The sequence below is a fragment of the Pantanalinema rosaneae CENA516 genome (assembly GCF_050753385.1).
Lineage (GTDB): Bacteria > Cyanobacteriota > Cyanobacteriia > Leptolyngbyales > Leptolyngbyaceae > Pantanalinema > Pantanalinema rosaneae.
This window is the reverse complement of the sequence record NZ_JBLZFZ010000030.1, coordinates 1-23847: the sequence shown is the minus strand read 5'-3', so window position 1 is coordinate 23847 and position 23847 is coordinate 1. Positions and strand designations below refer to the sequence as shown.

General features: G+C 51.5%; 16 protein-coding genes. 11 read left to right on the top strand and 5 right to left on the bottom strand.

What is annotated here, in order from left to right:
* Window positions 1-214 precede the first annotated feature (214 nt).
* Window positions 215-1633 carry an IctB family putative bicarbonate transporter gene (locus ACN4EK_RS17675; RefSeq protein ID WP_431659389.1) on the bottom strand — a complete coding sequence of 473 codons (1419 nt, stop codon included), beginning with the start codon at window positions 1631-1633 and terminating at the stop codon, window positions 215-217.
* 109 nt (window positions 1634-1742) lie between these two features.
* Here ACN4EK_RS17675 and ACN4EK_RS17670 point away from each other — a divergent pair, with 109 nt between their 5' ends.
* The 3 genes from ACN4EK_RS17670 to ACN4EK_RS17660 all read left to right on the top strand — a co-directional run bounded on the left by ACN4EK_RS17670 (window position 1743) and on the right by ACN4EK_RS17660 (window position 6943).
* Window positions 1743-1961 (top strand): hypothetical protein, encoded by a 219-nt coding sequence (locus ACN4EK_RS17670; protein ID WP_431659388.1) that lies wholly within the window; start codon window positions 1743-1745, stop codon window positions 1959-1961.
* 205 nt (window positions 1962-2166) lie between these two features.
* A complete protein-coding gene (locus tag ACN4EK_RS17665; RefSeq protein ID WP_431659387.1) occupies window positions 2167-5745 on the top strand; it encodes a two-partner secretion domain-containing protein in 3579 nt (1192 codons plus the stop codon).
* Between the two features lie 487 nt (window positions 5746-6232).
* Window positions 6233-6943, top strand: a complete 711-nt coding sequence (locus ACN4EK_RS17660; RefSeq protein ID WP_431659386.1) for a PEP-CTERM sorting domain-containing protein — start codon at window positions 6233-6235, stop codon at window positions 6941-6943.
* Between the two features lie 28 nt (window positions 6944-6971).
* Here ACN4EK_RS17660 and murQ read toward each other — a convergent pair whose 3' ends face one another.
* The 3 genes from murQ to ACN4EK_RS17645 form a co-directional block, all read right to left on the bottom strand.
* Entirely contained in the window at window positions 6972-7904 is a 933-nt protein-coding gene (gene murQ, locus ACN4EK_RS17655; RefSeq protein WP_431659385.1) for an N-acetylmuramic acid 6-phosphate etherase, read from the bottom strand.
* 40 nt (window positions 7905-7944) lie between these two features.
* Window positions 7945-8337, bottom strand: coding sequence for a DUF3110 domain-containing protein (locus ACN4EK_RS17650; RefSeq protein WP_431659384.1), 393 nt, complete (start codon window positions 8335-8337; stop codon window positions 7945-7947).
* A 126-nt stretch (window positions 8338-8463) separates the two neighbouring features.
* Complete coding sequence (locus ACN4EK_RS17645) at window positions 8464-9483, bottom strand: DUF1565 domain-containing protein (RefSeq protein WP_431659383.1); 1020 nt, start codon at window positions 9481-9483, stop codon at window positions 8464-8466.
* Between the two features lie 208 nt (window positions 9484-9691).
* On the opposite strand from ACN4EK_RS17645, the gene sodB reads away from it, so the two are divergent.
* The 4 genes from sodB to ACN4EK_RS17625 all read left to right on the top strand — a co-directional run bounded on the left by sodB (window position 9692) and on the right by ACN4EK_RS17625 (window position 14761).
* Window positions 9692-10288: a superoxide dismutase [Fe] gene (sodB, locus tag ACN4EK_RS17640; RefSeq protein ID WP_431659381.1), complete on the top strand. Its 597-nt coding sequence runs from the start codon at window positions 9692-9694 to the stop codon at window positions 10286-10288.
* Window positions 10289-10585: 297 nt separating this feature from the next.
* Window positions 10586-11794, top strand: coding sequence for a sensor histidine kinase (locus ACN4EK_RS17635; RefSeq protein WP_431659380.1), 1209 nt, complete (start codon window positions 10586-10588; stop codon window positions 11792-11794).
* Between the two features lie 57 nt (window positions 11795-11851).
* Window positions 11852-13087, top strand: coding sequence for an LL-diaminopimelate aminotransferase (locus tag ACN4EK_RS17630; RefSeq protein WP_431659379.1), 1236 nt, complete (start codon window positions 11852-11854; stop codon window positions 13085-13087).
* A 135-nt stretch (window positions 13088-13222) separates the two neighbouring features.
* Window positions 13223-14761, top strand: coding sequence for an ArnT family glycosyltransferase (locus ACN4EK_RS17625; RefSeq protein WP_431659378.1), 1539 nt, complete (start codon window positions 13223-13225; stop codon window positions 14759-14761).
* On the opposite strand, the gene smpB is transcribed toward ACN4EK_RS17625, so the two are convergent.
* Window positions 14758-15225, bottom strand: a complete 468-nt coding sequence (gene smpB, locus ACN4EK_RS17620) for an SsrA-binding protein SmpB (protein WP_431659377.1) — start codon at window positions 15223-15225, stop codon at window positions 14758-14760. The two genes, ACN4EK_RS17625 and smpB, sit on opposite strands and share 4 nt — an antisense overlap.
* Window positions 15226-15388: 163 nt before the next feature.
* Between smpB and ACN4EK_RS17615 the strand changes: the two genes are divergently transcribed.
* From ACN4EK_RS17615 to glgA, 4 genes are all read left to right on the top strand, one after another.
* Window positions 15389-18010, top strand: a complete 2622-nt coding sequence (locus ACN4EK_RS17615; protein ID WP_431659376.1) for a CHAT domain-containing protein — start codon at window positions 15389-15391, stop codon at window positions 18008-18010.
* Between the two features lie 193 nt (window positions 18011-18203).
* Window positions 18204-18962, top strand: a complete 759-nt coding sequence (locus ACN4EK_RS17610; RefSeq protein WP_431659375.1) for a DUF928 domain-containing protein — start codon at window positions 18204-18206, stop codon at window positions 18960-18962.
* Window positions 18963-19186: 224 nt separating this feature from the next.
* Complete coding sequence (locus ACN4EK_RS17605) at window positions 19187-22156, top strand: CHASE2 domain-containing protein (RefSeq protein ID WP_431659374.1); 2970 nt, start codon at window positions 19187-19189, stop codon at window positions 22154-22156.
* A 190-nt stretch (window positions 22157-22346) separates the two neighbouring features.
* Window positions 22347-23768 (top strand): glycogen synthase GlgA, encoded by a 1422-nt coding sequence (gene glgA / locus ACN4EK_RS17600; protein ID WP_431659373.1) that lies wholly within the window; start codon window positions 22347-22349, stop codon window positions 23766-23768.
* Window positions 23769-23847: the final 79 nt, after the last annotated feature.

Here is a 23847-nt window from a genome sequence, read left to right as displayed (position 1 = left end):
CCCCATTAACCATAGGAGCATTTTTCCGCTCTCCACCCTTTTTCCCTAAAATACTGTGTACACACAAGTATCTGTTTGATGGTTAAGGCTGTCTCGCCCCCTATATCCCCCAATGCTGGGGGACTTTGAAGGTTCTAATTCCCCCCAAATTTGGGGGGCTAGGGGGGCAAAATCTGGATCTTGAGGTGGTTAAGGAGGGCTGCTAAAACATGGTTTAACGGCTACCTGCGGCAGATGGTGGACGATAAAAGCTGGCAATCAACGCGATCGTGAACCACCACAGAGTATTGACCTCGGGACGGTACAGCACCGTATCCACTAAGCCATGCCCCATCATGCCAACTAACGACGCGATCGCTGCCATCAACCAGAACCCCTGCGGATCACCGAGCGATCGCAGCCGTTGCAACTGACTCCAACCGAGATTAAACGTGACCAGAAGCAACCAGAGGAAACAGGTAAATCCAATAATGCCCGCTTCTACTAAGACTTCCAGGTAAATCGAGTAGGCACTGAGGGCAGAAAATTTGGGGCGTTGGTAGATTGGGTAGATTTTGTTGAAGGCACTATTGCCGGGACCAATCCCAATCACCGGGCGATCCTTAATCATTTCGATCACTGATTCCCAGACATTGATCCGAAAGTTATTACTGCTATCCCCCCGTCCGGCAAAGATGCTAAAGACGCGATCGCGCAGGGGGTCAACCACCAGAACAGCTAGCACTAACACCGCCGCCGCACTGCCAACCACGATCGGCATTGCCCAGCGTTGCCAAAATCCAGGTAGATAAATACTCCACCAATGCACGAGCAGAATGCCCATGGCAAACAGGGACACTACCATGCCAATCCAGCCGCCACGACTAAAGGTTAAGACCAGGCAGGCAGCATTCACCAATACCATCGTCATAGCCAGGGCTTTAGGAAGCCAGCGTTGCCAAACAAATACCGCCCCAATACTGAAGATCACCGCCGGTACGAGATACCCCGCCAGCAAATTCGGGTTTCCCAGATAGCTAAAGACCCGCGTTGTTTTAGATAACGGTGATTCTGGATCAACCCAGGTGGCTAAGGCAGGAGTTCCGGAAAACCATTGCTGTAACCCATAGACACTGACAATCAAAGTGACATGCAGGTAAAGGGTCAGCAGCCAGTTACGGATGCGGGGCGATCGCAATACCCGCGCCATCAGCACAAACAAACACAGGTAAAGGGTCAGTTTGAGCAATCCACTCAAGGCAGCGGCTTTGACAGGAGACATGGCAGTTGCCACGATCGCCACCCCCCAATACAGCAACACCAGCAAGTGAATGGGAGTCATGACACCAGCCGCACGCCGATCGCCACTACTGCTCGACCATGACCCATAGCCGACCTCATCGGATAGGGTGAGCAGGAACCAGTAGGCTCCGGTGGCTGCCATCAGAAGTCCAATCAGGGCATTATTGGCAAAGGGAACCAGTCCAAACACCAGCATGATCAGTACGGTGCCAATTTCGTCTGCCCATTGCATCAGCCAGCTACTTTGCCGCCAATGGCGCAACATCCCGATCGGGCGATGCAAATAACTGCCACTGACCCATTGAGGCAAGGCAATTGTAGATAAAGTCAGGGATTGCCAGAACGAACTCATAAATTACACAGGGGAGGAAAACCAGAATTCAGGATGGGGACATCCGGAATCTGAGCAACAACAAGTGATTGCTATTCTATAAGGTGAGTCAACGTTTCGGAGAATTCAGATGGCACAACGGCTAAAACGCTGGGAATCGCCTCGACGACAGGGGCGCAATGATAAAGGTAAGGGTGGGTCTGCCCGCCAACGCCAGCGCCGCAAACAGTTTCAAGCTCTACGGCAAAAGCTCAAAGATCAATCACCACCATCGCCGCACAATCAGCAAATACCACCAGGGGGAAGCTTACCGCTTCCCCTTATTTTTTGGTACTGTCATGCCTGCTAGCGATCGCAACCGTTATCTAAACCTTAGATTGAATTATTTCAGTAAAGCTTAAACTTCTCTCAGGCGTAATCCAGGTATACTTTTTATCTTCATAATAAGAAAAAATTCTGAGCATATTCAGCGTCCGGGGCATCTGCATGGTGCCATTGCCAGGGTGTACGGAATTAGTCTGTTCCTGAAAATTTTAAGGACAAAGGAATTCATCATGACTCGATGCTGGGGGAGAGTAGGCTGGCAGTTGGGTTTGGTAAGCTATTGCTGCCTGATAGGAGCCTTCGCGATCGAGGTCGCCCATGCTCAACTGATTCCCGATCGCACGTTAGGCAATGAGCCGTCCGTCGTGACTCCAAATGTGCTAATTCGGGGCAGTCGTGGCGATCGGATTGAGGGTGGGGCGCAGCGAGGGGTGAATCTGTTTCACAGCTTTCAGGATTTAAATGTAGCGGAGTTGCAGCGAGTCTATTTTGCCAATCCGGTTGGGATCGAAAATATTCTGACGCGGGTTACAGGAACCAATCCCTCCCATATTCTTGGAACCCTCGGAGTAGACGGGGTTGCCAATCTGTTTCTGCTCAATCCCAATGGCATTCTGTTTGGGCAAAATGCCCGCCTGGATATTGCCGGATCCTTTGTTGCCAGTACCGCCGATCGCTTGGTGTTTGGTCAGGGGCTAGAGTTCAGTGCCGTCAATCCCCAAGCCGCGCCATTACTGACGATCAATCTTCGTCCCGGCTTACAGTACGGTAGCAACCCTGGCACGATCACCAATACTGGCAACCTGACAGTCGGACAAGATTTGACTCTGGCAGGCGGCAATCTCTTGTTGCAAGGGTCACTCCAAGCCGGACAAAACCTGACACTGCAAGCGACTGATACTGTGCAAGTGCGGGACAGCGTAACCACACCGTTTACAGCCAGCGCTGGAGGGCAATTACTGATTCAGGGCGATCGCGGCATCGATCTGTATGCCCTGAACCATCCCAATAGTGGTTTGTTTGCGAGGGGGGATATAGTCTTGCGATCGGCAAATCCGATCAATGGGGATGCTCATTACACCACAGGTGGCAGTTTTCGGGTCGAGCAACTCAATGGTAGTCCAGGCGACTGGGGTAGTGGGGATGATCCGATCATTCGGGCTAGTGGCGATGTCAGTTTTACCAGTTATACGGGTGGCTCCTTGCATATCCTGGCCGGTGGCTCGGTCACGGCAGGGACGATTACGATTAACGGGACGGCTCCAGCCACCAGTTCTTTACAGGAAACCGTTACCCTGTCGGATGGCACAACGCTCGCGATCGATGGCAGCACCCAACCCACTTTAGATATCCGCGCGGGAACAACAGCATTTAACAGTCCGATCGGTTTAACCGGGCTACCATCTCCAATGGGTTTAACCCTGGCTGGTACTCCCTCTAGTGCAGATATCACCGTTGGCACTATCACCATCACGCAACCCAACGGTCTGGTGTATCTCTCCAACCGCCATCAACCCAACTCTGCTCTCAACAGTCCCAACGGGATTCAAATTAGTGATATCACTGTAGCAAGCGACATGCAAGGCGGTGCTGTAGTGATCGATAGTCGGAGTACGATTACAGGCACTGGCTTAGTTGATACCTCAGCCTTTGATGATGCCGGGAATGTCACCATGCTGGCAGCCGGGAATATTAACTTAACGGCGACGGCAGGCGGCACCGCCATTCAGGCAATTGGCGCATTGGGCGGTCGGATTACGCTCCAGAGTGACGCGGATCTGACGATTACCGGAGCGGGCGATCGCCAGAATTTTGCGGTTTGGAGCATTAGTACCTCGGATTCGACCACGGCAAAGGGGGGAGATGTGAGTGTGACGGCTCGCAATCTGACGCTCCGGAATGCCGGAACCCTCCTAGCCGCAACCGCCGGTACAGCCCAGGGCGGTGATCTGAATTTAACAGCAGACACGATTTCGATCGATAACAGTGAGGCAGATACGGCAGTCTTTCCGGGTGCGAGTGGCAATGGCGGTAAGATTACCGTTAACACCCGATCGCTGACTCAAAACAACGGGTCGATTCTAGCCGTGAACCTGGGATTAGGAAATACAGGGGATGTCACGGTTAATGCGGATTCGGTGGTGCTGGAAAACTTGGCTGGAACGCTGAACACTACCAGTCAGATGGGGACGTTGGTATTGGCGGGTGGAGTCGGTAATGCTGGGAATCTGACGCTGTTCACCCGATCGCTATCGGCTCGGAATGCTTCTCAACTGGTGGCAACGACTTTGGGACAGGGTAATGCGGGGAATATCACTCTGGTTGCCAGTGAGTTGATCCGGTTTGATGGCGCGATCGTGGATGAGGCAACGGTCGATCGCCTGGTTGATACTGTGCCTACGGGGGCTGTCAGTACCGTCCAACCTGATGCCATTGGCCAGGGGGGGAATATTTGGATCCAGACTCCCTCCCTAACGCTGACGAATGGTGCCCAAATTCGGACAGCAACGCTGGGAATTGGCAATGCGGGGAATGTGGCGATCGCGGCAGATGTGTTGGTGTTGGATGGTGTGGCTCGTAGTACCGAGCGACCCAGTGGCATTACCAGTGCGGCTCTCTCAACCGCCGTAGGGAATGGTGGAGCCATTACGATCCAGGCAGGAACAGTCTCACTCACAAATCAAGCAGCCATTAGTGCTACGACTGAAACCAGAACGGGTAGCCGTGGGGCAACGGTGAGTGGGCGGGGCGGAGATATTAGTCTAGATGTAGACTCATTAGTTCTGTCAGGCGGCGGGCAACTTCGCAGTAATACCAGTGGACAGGGAGATGCGGGTAATCTCAGTATCCGGGCGGCAAACAAAATTGTGGTGCAGGATAAAAATAGTGGGCTGTTTGCCAGTACCGCGAACCGTTCCTCCGGGAATGGGGGCAGAATTACGATCGCTACTCCCAACCAACTGTTCCTCCGCGATCGGGCAGAGATTTCGGTCGATAGTGATGGTAGCGGGATCGGCGGTGATATTCAGATTCAGGCTGGTTCACTGACAGTAGATCGAAATGCCAGAATCTCGGCGGAAACCGCTAGTAATACTGGGGGAAATATTGCTCTGCAAGTCCCTGGAATCCTATTAATGCGACGGCAAAGTCAGATCTCAACCACGGCGGGCACGATTGGGGCAGGGGGCAATGGGGGCAACATTCAGATTCAAGCAGGCTTTATCGTAGCGGCTGATTTGGAAAATAGTGATATTACCGCGAATGCCTTTCTAGGGAATGGCGGCAGGGTGGAGATTGCCACCCAGGGAATTTTTGGGATTCAGTTTCGTCCCCGTCTTACTCCCCTGAGTGACATTACTGCCAGTTCGGAGTTTGGGGTAGCTGGGATCGTTTCCATTACTACGCCGAATCTGGATCCCACCCAGGGACTGGCAGATCTGCCCGACAATCCGGTGGATGCTTCTCAGTTAGTCACTCAAAGTTGTGCTCCTGGTGGGAGTAATCTTGCCACCAAGCAAGGAGAATTTATTATCACGGGTCGGGGTGGGTTGCCATCGGCTCCTGGTGATATCCTGAATCCTATCTCAACCTGGCAAGACTTCCGACCATTGCCGCCTACCGTGGCGCAACGATCGCCCCACCAGCAAACGTCACCATCCCAACCGGACGCGATCGTGGAGGCTCAAGGCTGGATCACCCAACCGGATGGTCAGATTGTGTTGATTGCCTCTACAGCAACTGGATTCCCTCCCACCGTCTGGTCGCCTGGTGATTGTCCTGCCTTCAGCGAACCCGAGCACCATCCATGAGTCACCGAGCCAATGACCCGATCTGTCACTCTGGGACTTGACAAAACCTGCGTGACTACAATCACAACTTCATGAACTTTTTACTTATTCCCTGGAGAGCCTAAATGCCTCTGTCAGCCAGAAATTCAGCTTTTCCGGCTGACTCAGGTAATCCACGGACTGTATAACTATATTTTTTCTTTAAAGTTTCAGTATAAACACTGGTTGCCGATATGCCGTAGCGTTTAAGCTTCCTACTAGTTGAGGGCAGTCCTACGGAACTTGGGGCACGTAGAATTTTTTAGTAATTTAATCATCCCAACCAGCCTTTAAGGGAATAGAGGGATAGGGATATTATGGCTAATTTTGCTAATCCGCCATCTACGTGAAACTACGTTTATAGGGATGGAAATGCTACTTCATCTCTATGTTAAGAACTTCTCCTCAAGCCAAAAGCGACACCTGCTGCATTGTTTCATCTACATTTTTGCTTTAGGAGATAAGTTGAATGACTACCGTAATGCAGAAATTTGCTTTGGCGACGGCTGGTGCCGCAGCACTGGCGGTAGGCAGCATTGCTCCTGCTAATGCCTATGGATTGTCTGAACCAGAGCCGCCGATTTTGCTCAAGCAATTTTTGATCTCGGGGACAACGGGTTCTCTATTTGGGGAGAATGCCAATTACTTTAAGGAATATCAAAACGCCCAGTTTACCGGGCAATTGATCTACAACTTCAATGGCAAGGATGAAGCCCCCGATGATCCCGAGTGGGGGATTTATTCACTGCTTGACTTTGTGATCACTATTACGAATGATCATTACCCCGGCTTCCAATCCACTCTCACCTATGGTCCGAAGACCACGAAAGCCGCGATCGAAATTGATGAGTTTACAACTCCCATTCGGGGGGCAACGGTAGGCAACCATTCCCAGTACAATCCGACCCTGGCAGATTTCAATATGTACTTTAACTGCTATTCGGGCGATCGCAATTCTGTTCCCGATCGCGCTCCCTGCGGGTTCAATTCTACCTTTTCGTTCCTGACTCTCTATGGCGTAGCAGAGAAACCCGATCTGAGTGTAAGAATTCCGCTAGAATTTGGTACTATCACCGGACCCGTGGAAGCCGTTCCCGAGCCAACCACGATGGCAGGAATCGGTGTATTTGGCTTCGGGGCATTTTTGAAAAAACGGATGGCACGCAAAGCTAAGTCCTAACTCCTACTCAGGTGCATCTACAACTCATCTACTTCTCTGGTTGACTCGTTACTGTTTGACTGAGAACGGCTTGCCGCAAGTTGCCGTGGTGGTCAGTCAACAGTCGATCGCTGGCTTCAGCATCCAACCCAGTCCAGTGCATCACTAACGCCAATTTCACGTTACGACCGCTCTTTTCCAGTAAATATCCCGCATCTTCACGGCTTAAATCCGTCAGGTCACAAATAATTCGCAGCGCCCGATCGTGCAATTTGGTATTGGTGACTGCCACATCCACCATGCGGTTGCCGTACACCTTCCCCAGTTGCACCATCACCCCCGTTGACAGAATATTCAGGGCTAGTTTAGTAACGGTGCCAGCTTTGAGGCGGGTAGAGCCAGCTAATACTTCGGGGCCCACCAGTAACCGGATATCCACATCCACCGGCAGGCTGACTTGTTCGGTGGGAACACAGGCAATCAACATTGTGGTAGCACCCCGTTGCCGCGCCGCCTGTAACGCTCCATGCACATAGGGAGTGGTTCCCCCTGCCGTAATGCCAACGACCACATCTAATTGGGTAATGCGGTGGTGCGCGATCGCCGTAGCCCCATCCTCTTCTCGATCCTCCAGGTCTTCCGAACTGCGGATCAAAGCTCCTGCCCCGCCAGCAATGATGCCCTGGACTAACTCTGGATCGGTGCAAAAGGTGGGTGGGCATTCGGCGGCATCCAGCACACCTAACCGACCACTGGTACCGGCTCCGACGTAAAACAATCGTCCCCCACGTCGCAAGGCTGCTGTGGTTAGCTCGATCGCCGTTGCCAGGGATTGACGGGCAGCCGCGATCGCGGCGATCGTTTTGGCATCCTCCTGGTTAAATAAATCAACTAATTCTAATGCCGTCAATTGATCCAGATTGTGACTATTGGGGTTGGCTTGTTCGGTCAACAAGTGACCCCGTTCGGTTAAATTCTGCATAGTTCTGGTGTGCTATCCCTTCCGGTTGCGAGGTCTGTGGTTACAACAAGCCTTCTAAGCGGCGACGAATCGAATCTAAATCACTGTCGGGTAAGGTCGATTCTTCAGCTTCCGCCTCAAGCTGCCAATCTGTCGCATCCACGTTCTTTTCGGGTGGCACGATCAGTAACCGTTCCGCATCGGTTTGGGGCACAAAGCCACTGGGAACGATCTGGCAGATGTACCCGGCACTTTGACAAAATTCCTCAATCTCTTCCTGCTCAATCTCTTCGACCGAAGGCGCGGGAAAGTCTTGTGCTTCGAGCAACAGGGCATACCGAGTGGCATCATCCTCGTCTTCAAACATCAACACCAGGTTATGCTCGCCAACTTGCAGGGTATGAAGTCCTTCATTATCGGTTCCGGGGTTAAACAGCAAGACAAATACGTGCATGACCTCTATCTATAATTCTTGCGATCGCTCCCTCAATCTTAATGCGATCTATTCATCAGAACTCGATCCCTCCAGATTGACGATCGCCCGGTTGCCATAGTCCTGGATCATGAGTGGGTGATGGATCTATTCCACCTTGCCATCCACCTTAAGGTTTGCCAGGTCGCCAGTCGTCACTTTTAGGGGTTGGTTACTGGCATTCTGCACATCAAATTGCCCATTCTCCCGCAGAACATTTGCCTGCAACATCGGTTGGGCATCACCCGCCACCACAATACCGTCCCGTTTGTTGTTGGCAATCAAGTTTTGGCGGAGGGTAGGACGGGAATTACCGACGATCACTAATCCATCGAGATTTTGAATCACTTGGTTGTTAATCAGTTCTGGCTTGGCTCGCTCGCCGATCGCGACACCGTACCCACTATCCCGAATAATGTTACGTTCCAGCAATCCGCCACTGTCGCGGGTAAAGGATACCCCATTGCCCTGATTTTGATTAAACAGGTTATCGCGCACGATCGGAGTGGCTGTAGTCGAGACAAATACTCCTTCCCGGTTGTTGTCGATAAACGTGTTGTTGGCGATCGTGGGAGAACCCGCTTCCACCCAGACAGCGGAGCCACGAGTATTGGCATTTTTCAACGTCAGTCCGGATACCGTGGAACCATCCTTGGCAACGATCGTCACATTTTGTCCCGCCCAACTGGGACTGAGAAACTTACCACCCCCACTAATCTCAATCCCTCGCCCTCGGGAAGACGGTTCTCCCCGCAGGGTGACTCCGGTGGGCAGAATCAACGGAAAGGTTTCGCCAGATTGACTGGTGTAAGTTCCCGGACGCAGTTGCACTGTGCTACCCGCTTTTGCCACTGCCAGAGCCTGGGTAATTGTCCGAAATGGATCTGCCTCCGTCCCTGTGCCTGCCCGTTCGGCTTGTGGATCAACATAAAGGATAGTGGCAGAAGCGGGATCACCGGGACGATCGGGGTTAGGTGACGGACGATCGGCGATCGACGCTTGGGGAGCAGGTGACGCAGGGCGATCGGGGGAATTTCGTTGAATGGACACCGTCCACTCCCCCTCCCGGCAACTCCCCAGTAGCAACAGGCTGCCTAGAACCAGCATTTGGCTAAAACGACGCAACATTCACCTCCTGTTTAGATAAATCTCTATCCCTAGAAATACGCTTTGCGATAGTGCGGCTTGTACTATCTAAGGTAAAATCCAGGTGTTAAGTTCTGTTTCCGTCCATTACATAGACATTTTTCTGGATGAAGACAGTTTGCCAGGATAATTGACCGGGCAAGCAAGGCTGATAGACTTTAACGCAAGACTAGAGAGAGAGAAGAACACAATGGCATTTGAACAGCCCCCCCTTCCCTTTGCAATGGGTGCGCTTGAACCGTATGGCATGAAAGCGGAAACGTTTGAATATCACTACGGCAAGCATCACAAAGCGTATGTGGACAACCTGAACAAGCTAACTGAAGGTTCTGACTTGGCAAATAAGTCTTTGGAAGAGGTGATTCAGACCGCTTACAAAGATGGTAACGCGGGTGTCTTTAACAATGCCGCTCAGGTTTGGAACCACACGTTCTTCTGGAACTGTTTGAAAGCTGGCGGCGGTGGCACACCAACAGGCGACCTGGCTGCCAAAATCGACAGTGCCTTTGGTAGCTACGATAAGTTTAGAGAAGAGTTTTCTAACGCGGCTGCCACTCAATTTGGTAGTGGTTGGGCGTGGCTGGTGGATGATGGTGGCACTCTGAAAGTCACTAAAACTCCAAATGCTGAGAATCCTTTAGTTCACGGTCAGAAAGCGTTACTGACTTTGGATGTATGGGAGCACGCCTACTATATTGACTTCCGCAATGCCCGTCCCGCGTTTATCAAAAACTTCCTGGATAACCTGGTGAACTGGGACTTTGTGGCAGCTAATCTAGCGGCTTAGTCTTCGATCTGTTCTAATCCCGAAACGAGAATAACTTCAGCAGCTTCGATCGCGATCGAAGCTGCTTTTTTGTGGAGCAAATTCAAATTTTTGTTAATTGAATAAAAAGCTCAATTCCCCATTAGTTCTTTAGATTTGCGACTTATGATGCCAGCATGTAGCAGCCTGGGTTGAACTGCTATTGGGCGGCAAATGCTTTGACTCCTCAAGATTCTGTCAACCTATTTCTAGCCTCTACAAGGGTGCCCATTGGTGAAGCAACAGAAACCACTGCTCAATCTATCAGCAGAATCATTCATGGCGTTGGATGCGATCCCAATGGGAGTATGTGTTCTTCAAAATGATGGCATTGTTCTGTTCTGGAATGCCTTTTTAGAACTATGGACAGGCATTGCTCGGACGCAAGTTGTCGGGCATTCGATCGCGAGTTATTTCCCCCATTTTGCGGAACCTAAGTATCGCGATCGCCTGAATCGCACATTTCACCAGGGCAGACGGGTTGTATTTTCAGCCCAATTTCATCCCCATTTGATTCCCTGTCGGCTGGCGAATGGGACATTCCAAATTCAGCGCTCGATCATCGAACCGATCCGGCGTACTGATGGGACTGGCTTTAATGCCCTACTCTCGATCCAGGATGTGACCCAGTTTTGTCGGCAAGCTCAACATTGTCCCATGAAGGCTACCGCTCCTAACCTGGCTGCAATCTCAGAAGCCACTTTGGCGGATTGGCAACCGACCTCAATTCCAGACCTGGAAAATGAAATCCGCGATCGCATTCTGACAGAAGCCGAAATCCGGAGTGCTTTGAAAAAAGAGCGGGAATTGAACCGCTTGAAGTCTCGCTTTGTGTCAATGGTGTCCCATGAATTTCGCGCACCAATGACAGCGATTCGTCTCTGTGCCGAGCTATTAGAACGCCAGACATTATCGAATCAGCAACGCGATCGCTACTTCAAGCAAATCCAGACAGCAATTCATGGCATGACTCAACTGTTGGATGAAGTGCTACTACTGGGCAAAACCGAGTCTGGCAGCTTTGGCTATCACCCAGAACGGATTGATTTGTGGGATTTCTGTAGTGAACTGGTCGAAGGTCTTCAGGTGCTGGTGAATCCGCATCATCAGGTGCTTTATACCTACACGGGGCAATCCGATCATGTAATCGCCGATCGCGTGTTACTGCATCACATCCTGACGAATTTGTTATCAAACGCGATCAAGTATTCCCCGATGGGTGGCACCGTTCAGTTCGATCTAGAGTGTCATGACGGCCTTGCCGTTTTCCAGATTCAGGATCACGGTATTGGGATTCCGTCCCAGGATCACGAGCGGTTATTTGATCCCTTCCATCGCGCTAGTAATGTCTCTAGAATTCAAGGCACTGGGCTAGGATTGGCGATCGCCAAAAACTGTGTGGAATTACATGGTGGACGAATTGAGTTTGAGAGCCAAGAGGGACAGGGAACCACCTTTATAGTAACTTTGCCAGTGCAAACGGTCTAAAGTTGTCTATTGCCAAGAACGCGATAAGCTGTTGTACGGGGTTTATGGCGATTCAACATGGCAACGATTAATGATAATTACCTCAAACTAAAAGCGGGTTACTTGTTTCCCGAAATTGCTCGGCGGGTGAATGCGTTTGCGGAGGCAAATCCATCTGCCAAAATCATTCGGTTAGGGATTGGCGATGTCACCGAACCATTGCCCGCAGCCTGCCGTACCGCGATGATTCAGGCGGTAGAGGAAATGGGCGATCGCACTACGTTCAAAGGGTACGGCCCCGAACAGGGTTATGCCTGGTTACGCGAGGCGATCGCCAAGCATGATTTCCAGTCGCGAGGTTGCGAGGTAGATGCCTCCGAAATCTTTATCTCCGATGGCTCCAAGTGTGATACCGGGAATATTCTGGACATCTTTGGTAAGAACAATGTGATTGCGGTGACAGATCCGGTCTATCCCGTGTATGTCGATACCAACGTTATGGCAGGACATACCGGGGATGCCAATGATCAAGGGGAATATGGTGGTTTAGTTTATTTACCCGTTACGGCGGAAAACAACTTCACAGCCGAGATTCCCAGTCAGAAAGTGGATCTGATTTATCTCTGTTTCCCCAACAATCCCACGGGAGCCGTTGCCAGTAAAGCCCATCTGCAAGCCTGGGTAGACTATGCTCGCGCCCACGGTTCAATTATTTTCTTTGATGCCGCTTACGAAGCGTTTATTACCGATCCCGCCATTCCCCATTCGATTTACGAAATTGAGGGTGCTAGAGACTGCGCGATCGAATTCCGGTCATTCTCCAAAAACGCAGGCTTCACCGGCACTCGTTGTGCCCTCACGGTCGTTCCCAAAACCTTGACTGCCAAAGCTGCCGATGGTAGTGATGTCGAATTATGGAAACTCTGGAACCGGCGCCAATCCACCAAGTTCAATGGCGTATCCTACATTGTCCAACGGGGGGCAGAAGCAGTTTACTCTGAAGCCGGACAACAACAAACCCAGGCGTTAGTGCGGTTTTATCTAGAGAATGCCACCATCATCCGGGAACAACTGACAGCGGCTGGATTAGCCGTCTACGGAGGGGTAAATGCTCCTTATGTTTGGGTAAAAACGCCCAACGGGTTGTCCAGTTGGGATTTCTTCGATAAGTTGCTGCAAACCTGTAATGTCGTTGGCACACCGGGTTCCGGCTTTGGTGCCGCTGGCGAAGGCTACTTCCGGATTTCCGCCTTTAACAGTCGGGAGGCAGTCAACGAAGCCATGCAACGGATTACCCAAACCTTCAAACTGTAGCGATCGCGTCACGAACCTAACGGAAATCTGAACTACTGTATTGTCAACTCAGCGAAATCAGGGCACAATCGGCAACAGTTTTGCTGCAACCCATCAGGTTGACATCACCCTACAGTTAGATGCTGGAATTTCATCATGCTCCAGACCGAGGTTCGTGACGCTCGCCCAGATCGCTTGATTCCCCAAACGATCGCCCGGTTTGCCCCCATTCTGCTGCTGTTTGGCTTGGGGATTGCGACTCGTTTACCGTTTCAAGCAGAACTCGTGCAGGAATGGGATGCGGGTAATTTTGCCTTGGCTGTAGAGAACTATAATCTACAACTGGAGCAACCGCACCGTCCCGGCACTTTTTTGATTTATGTGTCTCTGGCTCGTTGCCTGAATATGGTGCTGGACAATCCCACTGCCAGTCTAACGATGGTGAGTGTGATCGCGTCAGGAATTGCGGCGGCAGCGTTATATACGATCGGAACGCTCTGGTTTAATGCGCGGGTCGGTTGGGCAACAGCACTACTGATGCTAGCCAGTCCTCTGGTCTGGTTTTATGGCGAAATGCCGTTGTCCTATATGCCAGAATTCTGTACCGTGACGCTAATTGTCCTGGCTGCCTACTTCACGGGGTTAGGAGAACGCACCGCTTTACCATTTTTAGGCATGTTGATGGGATTAGCCGGAGGCATTCGTCCCAATACACCCATTTTCTTATTACCCCTAGCGTTATTTGCGGTGGTGCGCGGCTTGCAGACCCGACGCTTTAAAGTACCGCATGTTCTGGCAGCAGTGGCGATCGGGGTCGCGGCGCTGGCGGTCTGGTTAATTCCTCTGTTAATCATTGCCGGGGGGCCTGTCACCTACTGGGAGATGATTCAGGGCTGGATGCGGGGGCATGTGGATGATGCCACGACCTTGATCGAAGTTTTGGATAATGTAATTTTCTTCCTGAAAACGGTGGTGTTTGTCGTGGGAGTAGCCGCCCTGCCGATGTTAGGGTTGTTCTGGCAGAATGGCTCGGCGTTTATCCGGCGGTTAAATCGCGATTGGCGCTGTCAGGCGATCGCCCTCTGGCTCTTTCCAGGCGTAATGTACTTTACCTTTGTGCATTTACAACGACAGGGACATACCTTTACAGTGATGCCAGCGTTTCTCTTACTGGCAGGATTAGCGATCGTGGGATTGGGCGATCGTTTAGAGAAACAATATCGTCATGCCGGATTGCTGGTTGTGGCGGCGATCGTCAGTGTCAATGCGCTGTTCTTTCTGTTAGCACCCAGTAGTATTCGCAGCTTGCATAGTATCCAGGCATTCGATACAAAGTTCACGGAGCGAATTGAATTTGTCCGAGCCAATTTTCCCCCAGAAAGTACGGCGGTTCTGGCACAAAAACATTACGGACGGCTGCCGGATGTGCATTTACCGGAATTTCAGTTCCGGCATCTGTCTCGCTTAGTTGAACGACAACCGATCGTGCTACCCAAACAAGTACGAACGTTAGTGTTATTGGACAATAAAATTTATCGCAAACCGGGGCAGGATGAGGGCTTTGAAAAATTATCCCTCCCCAGTGGCAGCACGATTCGCTATCGCACCTGGTCAGAGAACCAACATCTGGAAGTCACCAAATTTACCTCCAAACTGGTTCCGGGGCAACCAACCCAACCGGACTCGCCCTCTTAACGGTTTTTCAGCGCCCGTTGCATTTCCCGTTGGTCGTCCCGACGTTTGACATCTTCTCGCTTATCATGCAGTTTCTTACCGCGTACCAATGCCAGATCAATCTTGATCCAGCCGCGTTTCAGGTACATTTTTAGTGGCACCAGGGTGAGTCCCTGCTGTTCCACTTTGCCGGTTAACTTGCGAATTTGCTCCCGGTGCAACAAGAGTTTGCGGGTACGGCGCGGGTCATGGTTAAACACCTGACTTGTTGTATGGTGGGGCGAGATATGCACATTGAGCAAAAGTACCTCACCATTGCGAATCAATGCGAAGCCATCTCGGAGGTTCACTTTACCCGCCCGAATTGATTTGACCTCTGTGCCGAACAACTCCACCCCTGCTTCATAGGTTTCCAGAATCTCGTACTGGAACCTAGCTTGGCGGTTGTCACTAACGATTTTGTATCCCGTACTATTGTCACTCATGTTTCTAACTCTAGCGCTTCAGACCGCAGATTGAGCGAAAATCTCTCAGGGACACCGATCGCGGCTGGCAAATATGCAGAATTGTTGTAGAAACTCGGTGTATGCTTCCCTCCTACAGTATAAAAGTCCATAGGTTTGTGGCCGATCGAACTGGGTAGAGAACATGGCATTAACACTAGCCAGGTTGTGGCGATACCAACGGCGCTTTTTGACACGAATTTGCCTGGGACTGATTATCTGTTTACTGCTGGGAGGACAAGGGGAGACAGTCAACCTACCCTCTTTAATTGGGGGAACACCTGCGATCGCCCATCCGGCGACTGAGGTAATGGCTAGCCGTGATCCTGCCCAATTGCTGCAACAGGGGCGGCAACGGTATCAGGTAGGACAGTTGACTGAAGCCGCGCAATTCTGGCAACAGGCTGCCGCGATCTATCAAACGCAGGCTGATCCCGTTAACCAAGCCTTGGCATTAAGCTATCTGGCATTAGCCCAGCAACAGTTAGGACAATTGGCGATCGCGAAAACGACGATCGCCCAGAGTCTAGCGTTAATTCAACCGTTAGATGCGGCTACAAAGCGTCCCATTTTGGCACAAGTTCTGAATACGCAGGGTAGTTTGCAATTGGCTCAGGGGCAGGCAGAAGCCGCACTGGCAACCTGGGAGCAGGCAGCACAGACCTATCAACAGGCGGGGGATGAACTGGGTCGGATTGGCAGTTTGATTAACCAAACCCAGGCACAACGATCGCTCGGCTTCTATCTGCAAGCGAAGAAAACCTTAATGGAGGTAGAACGATCGCTTCAGCAGCAACCGGACTCAGAGGTAAAAGTGTTCGGGTTGCAGAATTTGGGGGATGTACTGCGGTCGATCGGTGATCTGGAGGCGGCTCAACGGGTGTTACAACAAAGTCTCACTCTGGCGCAACAACTCCAACTCCCCGATGACAGTGAAATTCGCCTGAGTCTAGGCAATACGGCTCGGGCAAAAAACGATCTGGTGACAGCCTTAAACATTTACCAGCAGGTCGCAGTGCAATCCACCTCCCCCTTACTGCAAGCTCAGGCACAACTGAATCGTCTAAGTGTGCTGATCGATCGGCGACAATGGGCAGAGGCGCAATCCCTCCAAACCCAACTGCTGCCCCAGGTGACAAGTTTGCCACTGAGTCGATCGGCGGTTTATGCCCAGATCAATTTCATTCAAAGTTTGATCCGTTTACAGACTACCCAATCTACTCCTGCCTGGACAGACATTGCCAAAATCGCGGCTACGGCGGTGCAACAGGCTCGCACCTTAGGGGATGCTCAGGCAGAATCCTATGCCCTGGGAACTTTAGGTGGTCTGTATGAAAAAACGCAACAGTGGACAGAGGCACAAGACTTGACCCAACAGGCACTTGTGTTAGCCCACAGTATTAATGCCCCTCATATTGCCTATCAGTGGCAGTGGCAGATGGGACGGTTGCTGAAGGCGCAGTCACCAAACTCGGCAAATTCGGCAAATTCTGCGATCGCCGCCTACACGGATGCCATCACTACCCTGCAAGCCCTGCGTAATGATCTGGTGGCAATTAGCACCGATATCCAATTCTCCTTCCGGGAACAGGTAGAGCCAGTCTATCGCGAGTTAGTGGAACTTCTGTTAGAGCCGCAGCAAGGGGATGTCACGCCAGATCATTTGCAGCAAGCACGAGAGGTGATTGAGTCGTTACAACTGGCACAACTGGATAACTTCTTTCAGGAAGCCTGCCTGAATGCCCAACGAGCCCAGATCGATCGGGTAGATACTAAAGCGGCAGTAATTTATTCGATCATCCTGCCCAATCATTTAGAAGTCATCCTGTCCTTGCCGAACCAGCCCCTGCGCCACTATGCCACCCCGATTAGCCAGTCCCAAATGGACACGCTATTGGATAAAGCTCGCCGGTTATTGCGGCTGACCGCTCCCACGGAGGAACGCCTGCAAATTTCTCAGCAGGTGTATGACTTAATGATGCGACCGATGGCAGCCGATCTGACCATGAGTGGGGTGGAGACGTTGGTGTTTGTCTTAGATGGGGCGTTGCAGAGTATCCCCATGGCAGCACTCTACGATGGCACACAGTATTTGGTAGAGAAATACAGTATTGCCCTGGCTCCAGGGTTACAACTGTTTGATCCACAACGGTTGGAGCGGGAGCAAATTCGGGTGTTGGTGGGTGGACTGACCGAAGCCAGTCAGGGATTTTCTGCCCTACCGGGGGTTGCCTCAGAAGTTCAACAAGTTACCTCCGAAGTGCCCGCTCAGGTATTGCTGAATCAACAATTTACCAGCACCACGTTACAGGATCAGATTGCGGCTGCTCCTTACCCGATCGTCCATCTGGCAACCCACGGTCAATTTAGCTCGAATGCCAAGGAGACGTTTATTTTGGCATGGGATAACCCGATTAATGTCAAACAATTGGATGGGTTGTTGCGGGCGAGGGGACAACGCGATCGCCGTCCAATTGAACTCTTGGTGCTGAGTGCCTGTCAAACGGCGGCGGGCGATCGGCGGGCGACCTTAGGACTGGCAGGAGTGGCGGTGCGATCGGGTGCCCGCAGCACGTTGGCAACTCTGTGGTCTGTGGATGATCAATCCACGGCTTACTTGATGGCACAGTTCTATCAAAAGTTGGCTCAACCCAGCCTGACGAAGGCTGAAGCGCTGCGGCAAGCCCAACTAGCCTTGCAAAAACAGCCCGGATTTGCCCATCCTTACTATTGGGCACCGTTCGTTTTAGTCGGCAATTGGCTTTAACATTTCGTTGATTTAGCCGATGGCGGCAGAGGGGATTGCTTAAGATAGTGAAGCAAGGATTTTTTGGCTGTCACCTGAAATTGAAGTCAGTGAGTCGTGTGGTTCCTGCCAGTGGCAAACGTTAGGGTGATTCATCAGGTTTTGGGTGTGCTGGACTCACGTTGAACGAATTGAGCATAGGAGGCTACTTACGGTGGGTTGGACAAAAATTTACTCCGTTGGCACCTATATTGCAGTCGCTGCCTTCATGATCATTTCGCCTATGCAGTGTTTGGCGATCGCGGCAGTCCCCGCTCACCCAACCCTAAAGTTGGCACAATTTGAACCACCCGTGGGGAAGGGTGCCCCCAGTCAAACGGCGGGTGGAGGGAGACGGCAGGGAGGCATCTGTAGCAATAGCCCTGCTTCCATGCTGGAGCAATCGCTCGTGGCATTGATGCCCTCAAATATGACAGGGCTGGTCTTGGCAGAGCGTCCTACCTTCCTCTTCTATGTCCCAAAAACGGCGGCGAAAACGGCTGAGTTTGTGCTGGATGATGTACAGTCCGGTCAGCGGTTAGTTCGTGCCGTCGTCAATATCCCAGAATCGCCGGGGATTTACAGTTTTACGCCCGATCTCGCGACTCCACTGCAACTCGATCAGGAGTATGCCTGGGTGTTTTCAATGGTTTGTGGTGAGGAGGGGGATGTGGAGGATGCCTTAGTCCGAGGTCGCGTTCGCCGGATTAAAGCGGATTCTGCCTTAGTCAGCCAATTGGCTCAAGCTACCCCATTAGAGCAAGTGACGCTGTATGCCAGGTCGGGCATCTGGTTTGAAGCGGTGAATAGCTTGGTAGCGCTACGATCGTCCCAGCCTAATGACCCAGAATTAACCGCCGCTTGGCAAAAGTTGTTGCAGTCGGTTGGGTTGGCGGCGATCGCGGCGGCTCCCTTGAAACTGGCGGCTCAATAGCTGAAACTCATTTTCATCCTCTAAACTGAAGCAATTAATCCTGATATTCCTCACAACAGCGGTTGTAGTGTAATTAGGGCGATCGACGGCATCTACAGCAATATTTACCTGATCAGACAGATCCCATCAGGGTGACCCATTCCCAACTTCCAGATCGCTGGTACAACCGTAAAAGCTGATGGGCTTAGTTCACGTTGAACGGGTCACGATCGATTTTTGCCAGATTGTCCGCTGTACACATTACCGTAGATACCACCAGGATGTGGGCAAAACAACTTAGACAGCGCCTATGGCAAGGGCGGGGGATTTGGATTACGGCTCCCACGATGACGTTAGCTGTGGTTGCCCTGCGCTTTACGGGTGCCCTGCAACTGCTGGAGTGGGCAACGCTTGATCAGTTTTTTCGCTGGCGTTCGGCTGAACCCGCAGACCCTCGGATCGTGTTGGTGACGATCGATGAAACCGATATTGCCCAACAAGGCTGGCCGATTACTGATGCTCGCTTGGCACAGGCATTAACGACCCTGAAACAGCAGCAACCCCGCGCGATCGGGATTGATTTGTATCGAGAATTGCCGATCGCGCCGGGACGGGAACAGTTAATTCAGGTGTTTGAATCGACCCCAAATCTGATTGGCATTGGCAAAATTGTCAGTAATCCCCTGGGTTCGGCGGTGCAACCTCCCCCGACCTTAGACAAGTTAGGACAGGTTGGAGCCAGTGATTTAGTCATTGATGGCGATGGCAAAATCCGGCGGATCTTGCTGTCGTTAAAAGATAGCCAGAACAGAACGATCTCCGCCCTGGGGACGAAGTTGGCAATCATGTACCTCCAGGCGGAAGGGATTGAAGCAAAGGTTTTAGACTCCGACCCCAGTAAACTCCAGCTTGGCAAAGCCATCTTTACGCCGATGCAAGAGCAGGAGGGGGGCTATGCCAATATTGAAGTAGGTGGCTACCAAATTCTGGCAAATTTTCGCCATCCGATCCATCCCTTCCCCAGCATTTCATTTACGGATGTGGTGAATGGCAAGATTCCCAGGGATCTGCTGCGGGACAAGGTGGTGCTACTAGGGGCGACGGCAGAAAGTTTAGGGGATTATTTTTATACGTCCTATAGTACAGATTTGATCGATCGCTCGGCAGGAGTCAGCATCCATGCCAATGTGGTTAGCCAAATTATTAGTGCTGCTTTAGATGGTCGTCCGTTACTCTGGAGTTGGTCAGAGACTGCTGAGTGGTTGTGGATTTTGGGTTGGGCACTTGTGGGGGCGCGTTTAGGTTGGACGCTAAAACCACCCCGTTGGACGATCGTCAATCTGCTACTAGCGAATGCGGCGGTAGGAGTGAGTGCCTATTTGCTGTTTCTCCAGGGCGGCTGGATCATTGTGGTACCGCCGATGCTTGCCATGATTGGCGCTACCGTGGTGAACAAAGCCTATATCCTGTGGGAAACCCTGAATGCCTCCTATCGATCGCTAGAAGAATACTCTCGCACCTTAGAACACCGGGTTGAAGTCCGGACACTGGAACTGAGTCAGAAAAATAGTCAACTCTCTCAAGAAATTCAAGAGCGGCAACGGGCAGAGGCGGCATTACGCCAGAGTGAACTACAACTGCGGAATCAGAATACTGTATTGATGTCGTTGTCTCGGAATAAAGCCTTGTATCGGGGGGATTTGACGATCGCCCTGCGCGAAATCACCCATGCTGCCGCCTATACCCTGGGAATTGAACGGGCCAGCATTTGGCTGTATGACGAGATGAAAACCCAACTCCGTTGCCACGATCTGTTTGAGTCTAGCCGCGATCGTCACTCCAAAGGCATGACACTGACCGCCACAGACTACCCGACCTATTTCCAGGCTCTCGCCGAGGATTGGATCATCTGTGCCGATGATGCCCAAACCAATCCCAAAACTCGTGAGTTTTACCATGCTTATCTATCGCCGTTAGGGGTGACATCCCTATTGGATATTTCCATTCAACTGGGTGGGCAAATTATGGGAATTCTCTGCCTGGAGCAGATCGGGGAACCCCGCCAATGGACGATCGAAGAACAAAATTTTGCCGGGTCATTGGCTGACTTGACCTCTTTGGCGATCGAAGCCCAGGCTCGTCTGCGGGCTGAAAAAGCCTTACAGGACGCGGAAGAAAAGTATCGCAGTATTTTTGAGAATGCGGTTGAAGGAATTTTTCAAACCACTTTTGATGGTCATTACCTGAGTGCCAACCCAGCTTTAGCACGAATTTATGGGTTTGATTCCCCCTTGGATCTGTTTAATAACCTCCACAATATTGCCCAACAGTTATATGTGGAACCGCAGCGCCGAGCCGAGTTTATTCAGTTAATTCAAGCTCAGGGAGAAGTGGCGGCGTTTGAGTCGCAGGTGTACCGCAAAGATGGCAGTGTGATCTGGATTTCGGAGAATGCTCGGGCGGTCAGAGATGAACGGGGGCGTTTGTTGTACTACGAAGGGATTGTGCAGGATATCACTGCCCGCAAACAGGTAGAGATTGCCCTCCGAGCTGAGCAAGCAAAGTCTGAGCGATTGTTACTGAACATCTTGCCAGGAGCGATCGCCGATCGGCTGAAACAAAGTGAGGATTTGATTGAGCAACCTGCCCATAGCAAGGCATTGATTGCCGATAGCTTTGAATCGGTGACTGTCCTCTTTGCGGATATCGTCAACTTTACAACGCTGTCTGCCAATATTTCTCCGGCGGATTTAGTCGGGTTACTGAACCGAATTTTCTTGATGTTTGATGATCTATGTGACAAACACGGCTTAGAGAAGATCAAAACTATTGGCGATGCTTATATGGTGGTGGGTGGCTTACCTCAGCCGCGATCGGATCATGCCCAGGCGATCGCGGAAATGGCGTTAGACATGCAAGCCGAGATGCAGCAATTTAGCACCTACGAAGGAGATCCGATCGCGGTACGAGTGGGGATTAACACTGGCGCGGTTGTGGCGGGGGTGATCGGCAAGAAGAAATTTATCTATGATCTGTGGGGCGATGCGGTGAATATGGCAAGCCGGATGGAGTCTCATGGGATTGCCGGTGGAATTCAGGTGACGGAATCTACCTATGGATTGCTAAAAGACCAATACCGCTTTGAACCCCGAGGCAGCATTCAGGTAAAAGGTCGGGGGCAGATGCAAACCTATTTCCTGCTCGATCGGCAGTAGCCGCACTCCCCCAGGGATCATTTTGCTTTTAAGAAACAATTGCCAAAGTCGCATGGCTACAATGATTAAAAAAATCTGAACCAGATGAACAGACTCAGACCCCTGACTGGTTTATGATGACAGTGCTACTCTTGGCTACTAGTTAGGACATTGAGATCGGCAAGACCAATTAGGGGGTACATAGGTAAGCATGCGAATTCTGTTTGTTGCCGCAGAAGCGGCTCCACTGGCAAAAGTGGGCGGCATGGGAGATGTCGTAGGCTCACTCCCCAAAGTGTTGAAGGCAATGGGGCATGATGTGAGGGTATTAATGCCGTATTACGGATTCCTTCCTGACAAGCTCAAAATTCCCAAGGAACCGATCTGGCGTGGCAGTGCCATGTTCCAAGAATTCGAGATCTATGAATCGGCGTTGCCGGGTAGCGATGTGCCGCTCTACTTATTTGGACATCCCGTCTTCATTCCCCGCCGCATCTATTTTGGGGAAGACGAAGACTGGCGGTTTACCTTTTTTGCCAATGGGGCAGTTGAATTCATTTGGCATTACTGGAAGCCTGATGTTGTCCATTGCCACGATTGGCATACGGGCATGATCCCAGTTTGGCTGCATGAAGATCCCGAAGTAGCCACGGTATTCACAATTCATAACCTTGCCTATCAAGGGCCCTGGCGTTGGCGGTTAGAGCAGATTACCTGGTGTCCCTGGTTTATGCAAGGACATAACACCATGGCGGCGGCGGTACAGTTCGCCGATCGCGTTAACACCGTATCGCCAACCTATGCCAAACAGATCCAAACCCCTTCGTATGGGGAAGGGTTGGAAGGGTTACTGTCCTTTATTAGTGGCAAGCTATCCGGGATTCTGAATGGCATTGATACCGACTCCTACAATCCCGCAGTGGATAAGAGCCTGCCCCAAACCTTTACTGCCGATTCCCTCGATCGCCGGGTCGCCAACAAGATTGCCCTACAGGAAGAAGTGGGCTTAGAGGTGAACTCGGGCGCGTTCTTAATGGGCATGGTAACGCGGTTGGTGGAGCAAAAAGGGTTGGATTTGGTGATTCAGATCCTCGATCGCTTCATGGCGTATTCCAATGCTCAAATGATTCTGTTGGGGACAGGCGATCGCTACTACGAAACCCAAATGTGGCAACTGGCTTCCCGCTATCCCGGTCGGATGTCGGTGTACTTGCTGCATAACGATATTCTAGCTCGCCGGATTTATGCCGGAACCGATGCCTTCCTGATGCCCTCCCGATTTGAACCCTGCGGCATCAGCCAAATGATGGCATTGCGGTATGGTTCCGTCCCGATCGTCCGCCGTACAGGGGGTTTAGTCGATACCGTCACCCACCACGATCCGATGAATCATGCGGGAACAGGGTATTGCTTCGATCGCTACGAACCACTCGATCTGTATACCTGCTTGGTGCGGGCATGGGAAGGCTTCCACTACAAGAAAGAGTGGCAAGAACTCCAGCAACGCGGCATGTCAGAAAACTTCAGTTGGAAGCAATCGGCGGCGGAGTACGTCAAACTCTATCGGGATGCGAAAGGGCTACCCCCAGAAGAACCCGCGATGGAGTCGGTGAAACAGCCAGAGTATGTGTAGAGACTGAGATAGGGAGATGGGGAAATGGGGAGATGGGGAGATGGGGAGCTGTCTCTTATACACATCTGACGCTGCCGAC

Bases quoted from the DNA above. Each gene is read 5' to 3' on its own strand.
- ACN4EK_RS17635 (WP_431659380.1), top strand. From the start codon at position 10,586: ATGGCGTTGGATGCGATCCCAATGGGAGTATGTGTTCTTCAAAATGAT.
- ACN4EK_RS17645 (WP_431659383.1), bottom strand. From the start codon at position 9,483: ATGTTGCGTCGTTTTAGCCAAATGCTGGTTCTAGGCAGCCTGTTGCTA.
- ACN4EK_RS17650 (WP_431659384.1), bottom strand. From the start codon at position 8,337: ATGCACGTATTTGTCTTGCTGTTTAACCCCGGAACCGATAATGAAGGA.
- ACN4EK_RS17675 (WP_431659389.1), bottom strand. From the start codon at position 1,633: ATGAGTTCGTTCTGGCAATCCCTGACTTTATCTACAATTGCCTTGCCT.
- ACN4EK_RS17625 (WP_431659378.1), top strand. From the start codon at position 13,223: ATGCTCCAGACCGAGGTTCGTGACGCTCGCCCAGATCGCTTGATTCCC.
- sodB (WP_431659381.1), top strand. From the start codon at position 9,692: ATGGCATTTGAACAGCCCCCCCTTCCCTTTGCAATGGGTGCGCTTGAA.
- smpB (WP_431659377.1), bottom strand. From the start codon at position 15,225: ATGAGTGACAATAGTACGGGATACAAAATCGTTAGTGACAACCGCCAA.
- glgA (WP_431659373.1), top strand. From the start codon at position 22,347: ATGCGAATTCTGTTTGTTGCCGCAGAAGCGGCTCCACTGGCAAAAGTG.
- ACN4EK_RS17660 (WP_431659386.1), top strand. From the start codon at position 6,233: ATGACTACCGTAATGCAGAAATTTGCTTTGGCGACGGCTGGTGCCGCA.
- ACN4EK_RS17630 (WP_431659379.1), top strand. From the start codon at position 11,852: ATGGCAACGATTAATGATAATTACCTCAAACTAAAAGCGGGTTACTTG.
- ACN4EK_RS17665 (WP_431659387.1), top strand. From the start codon at position 2,167: ATGACTCGATGCTGGGGGAGAGTAGGCTGGCAGTTGGGTTTGGTAAGC.
- ACN4EK_RS17615 (WP_431659376.1), top strand. From the start codon at position 15,389: ATGGCATTAACACTAGCCAGGTTGTGGCGATACCAACGGCGCTTTTTG.
- ACN4EK_RS17670 (WP_431659388.1), top strand. From the start codon at position 1,743: ATGGCACAACGGCTAAAACGCTGGGAATCGCCTCGACGACAGGGGCGC.
- murQ (WP_431659385.1), bottom strand. From the start codon at position 7,904: ATGCAGAATTTAACCGAACGGGGTCACTTGTTGACCGAACAAGCCAAC.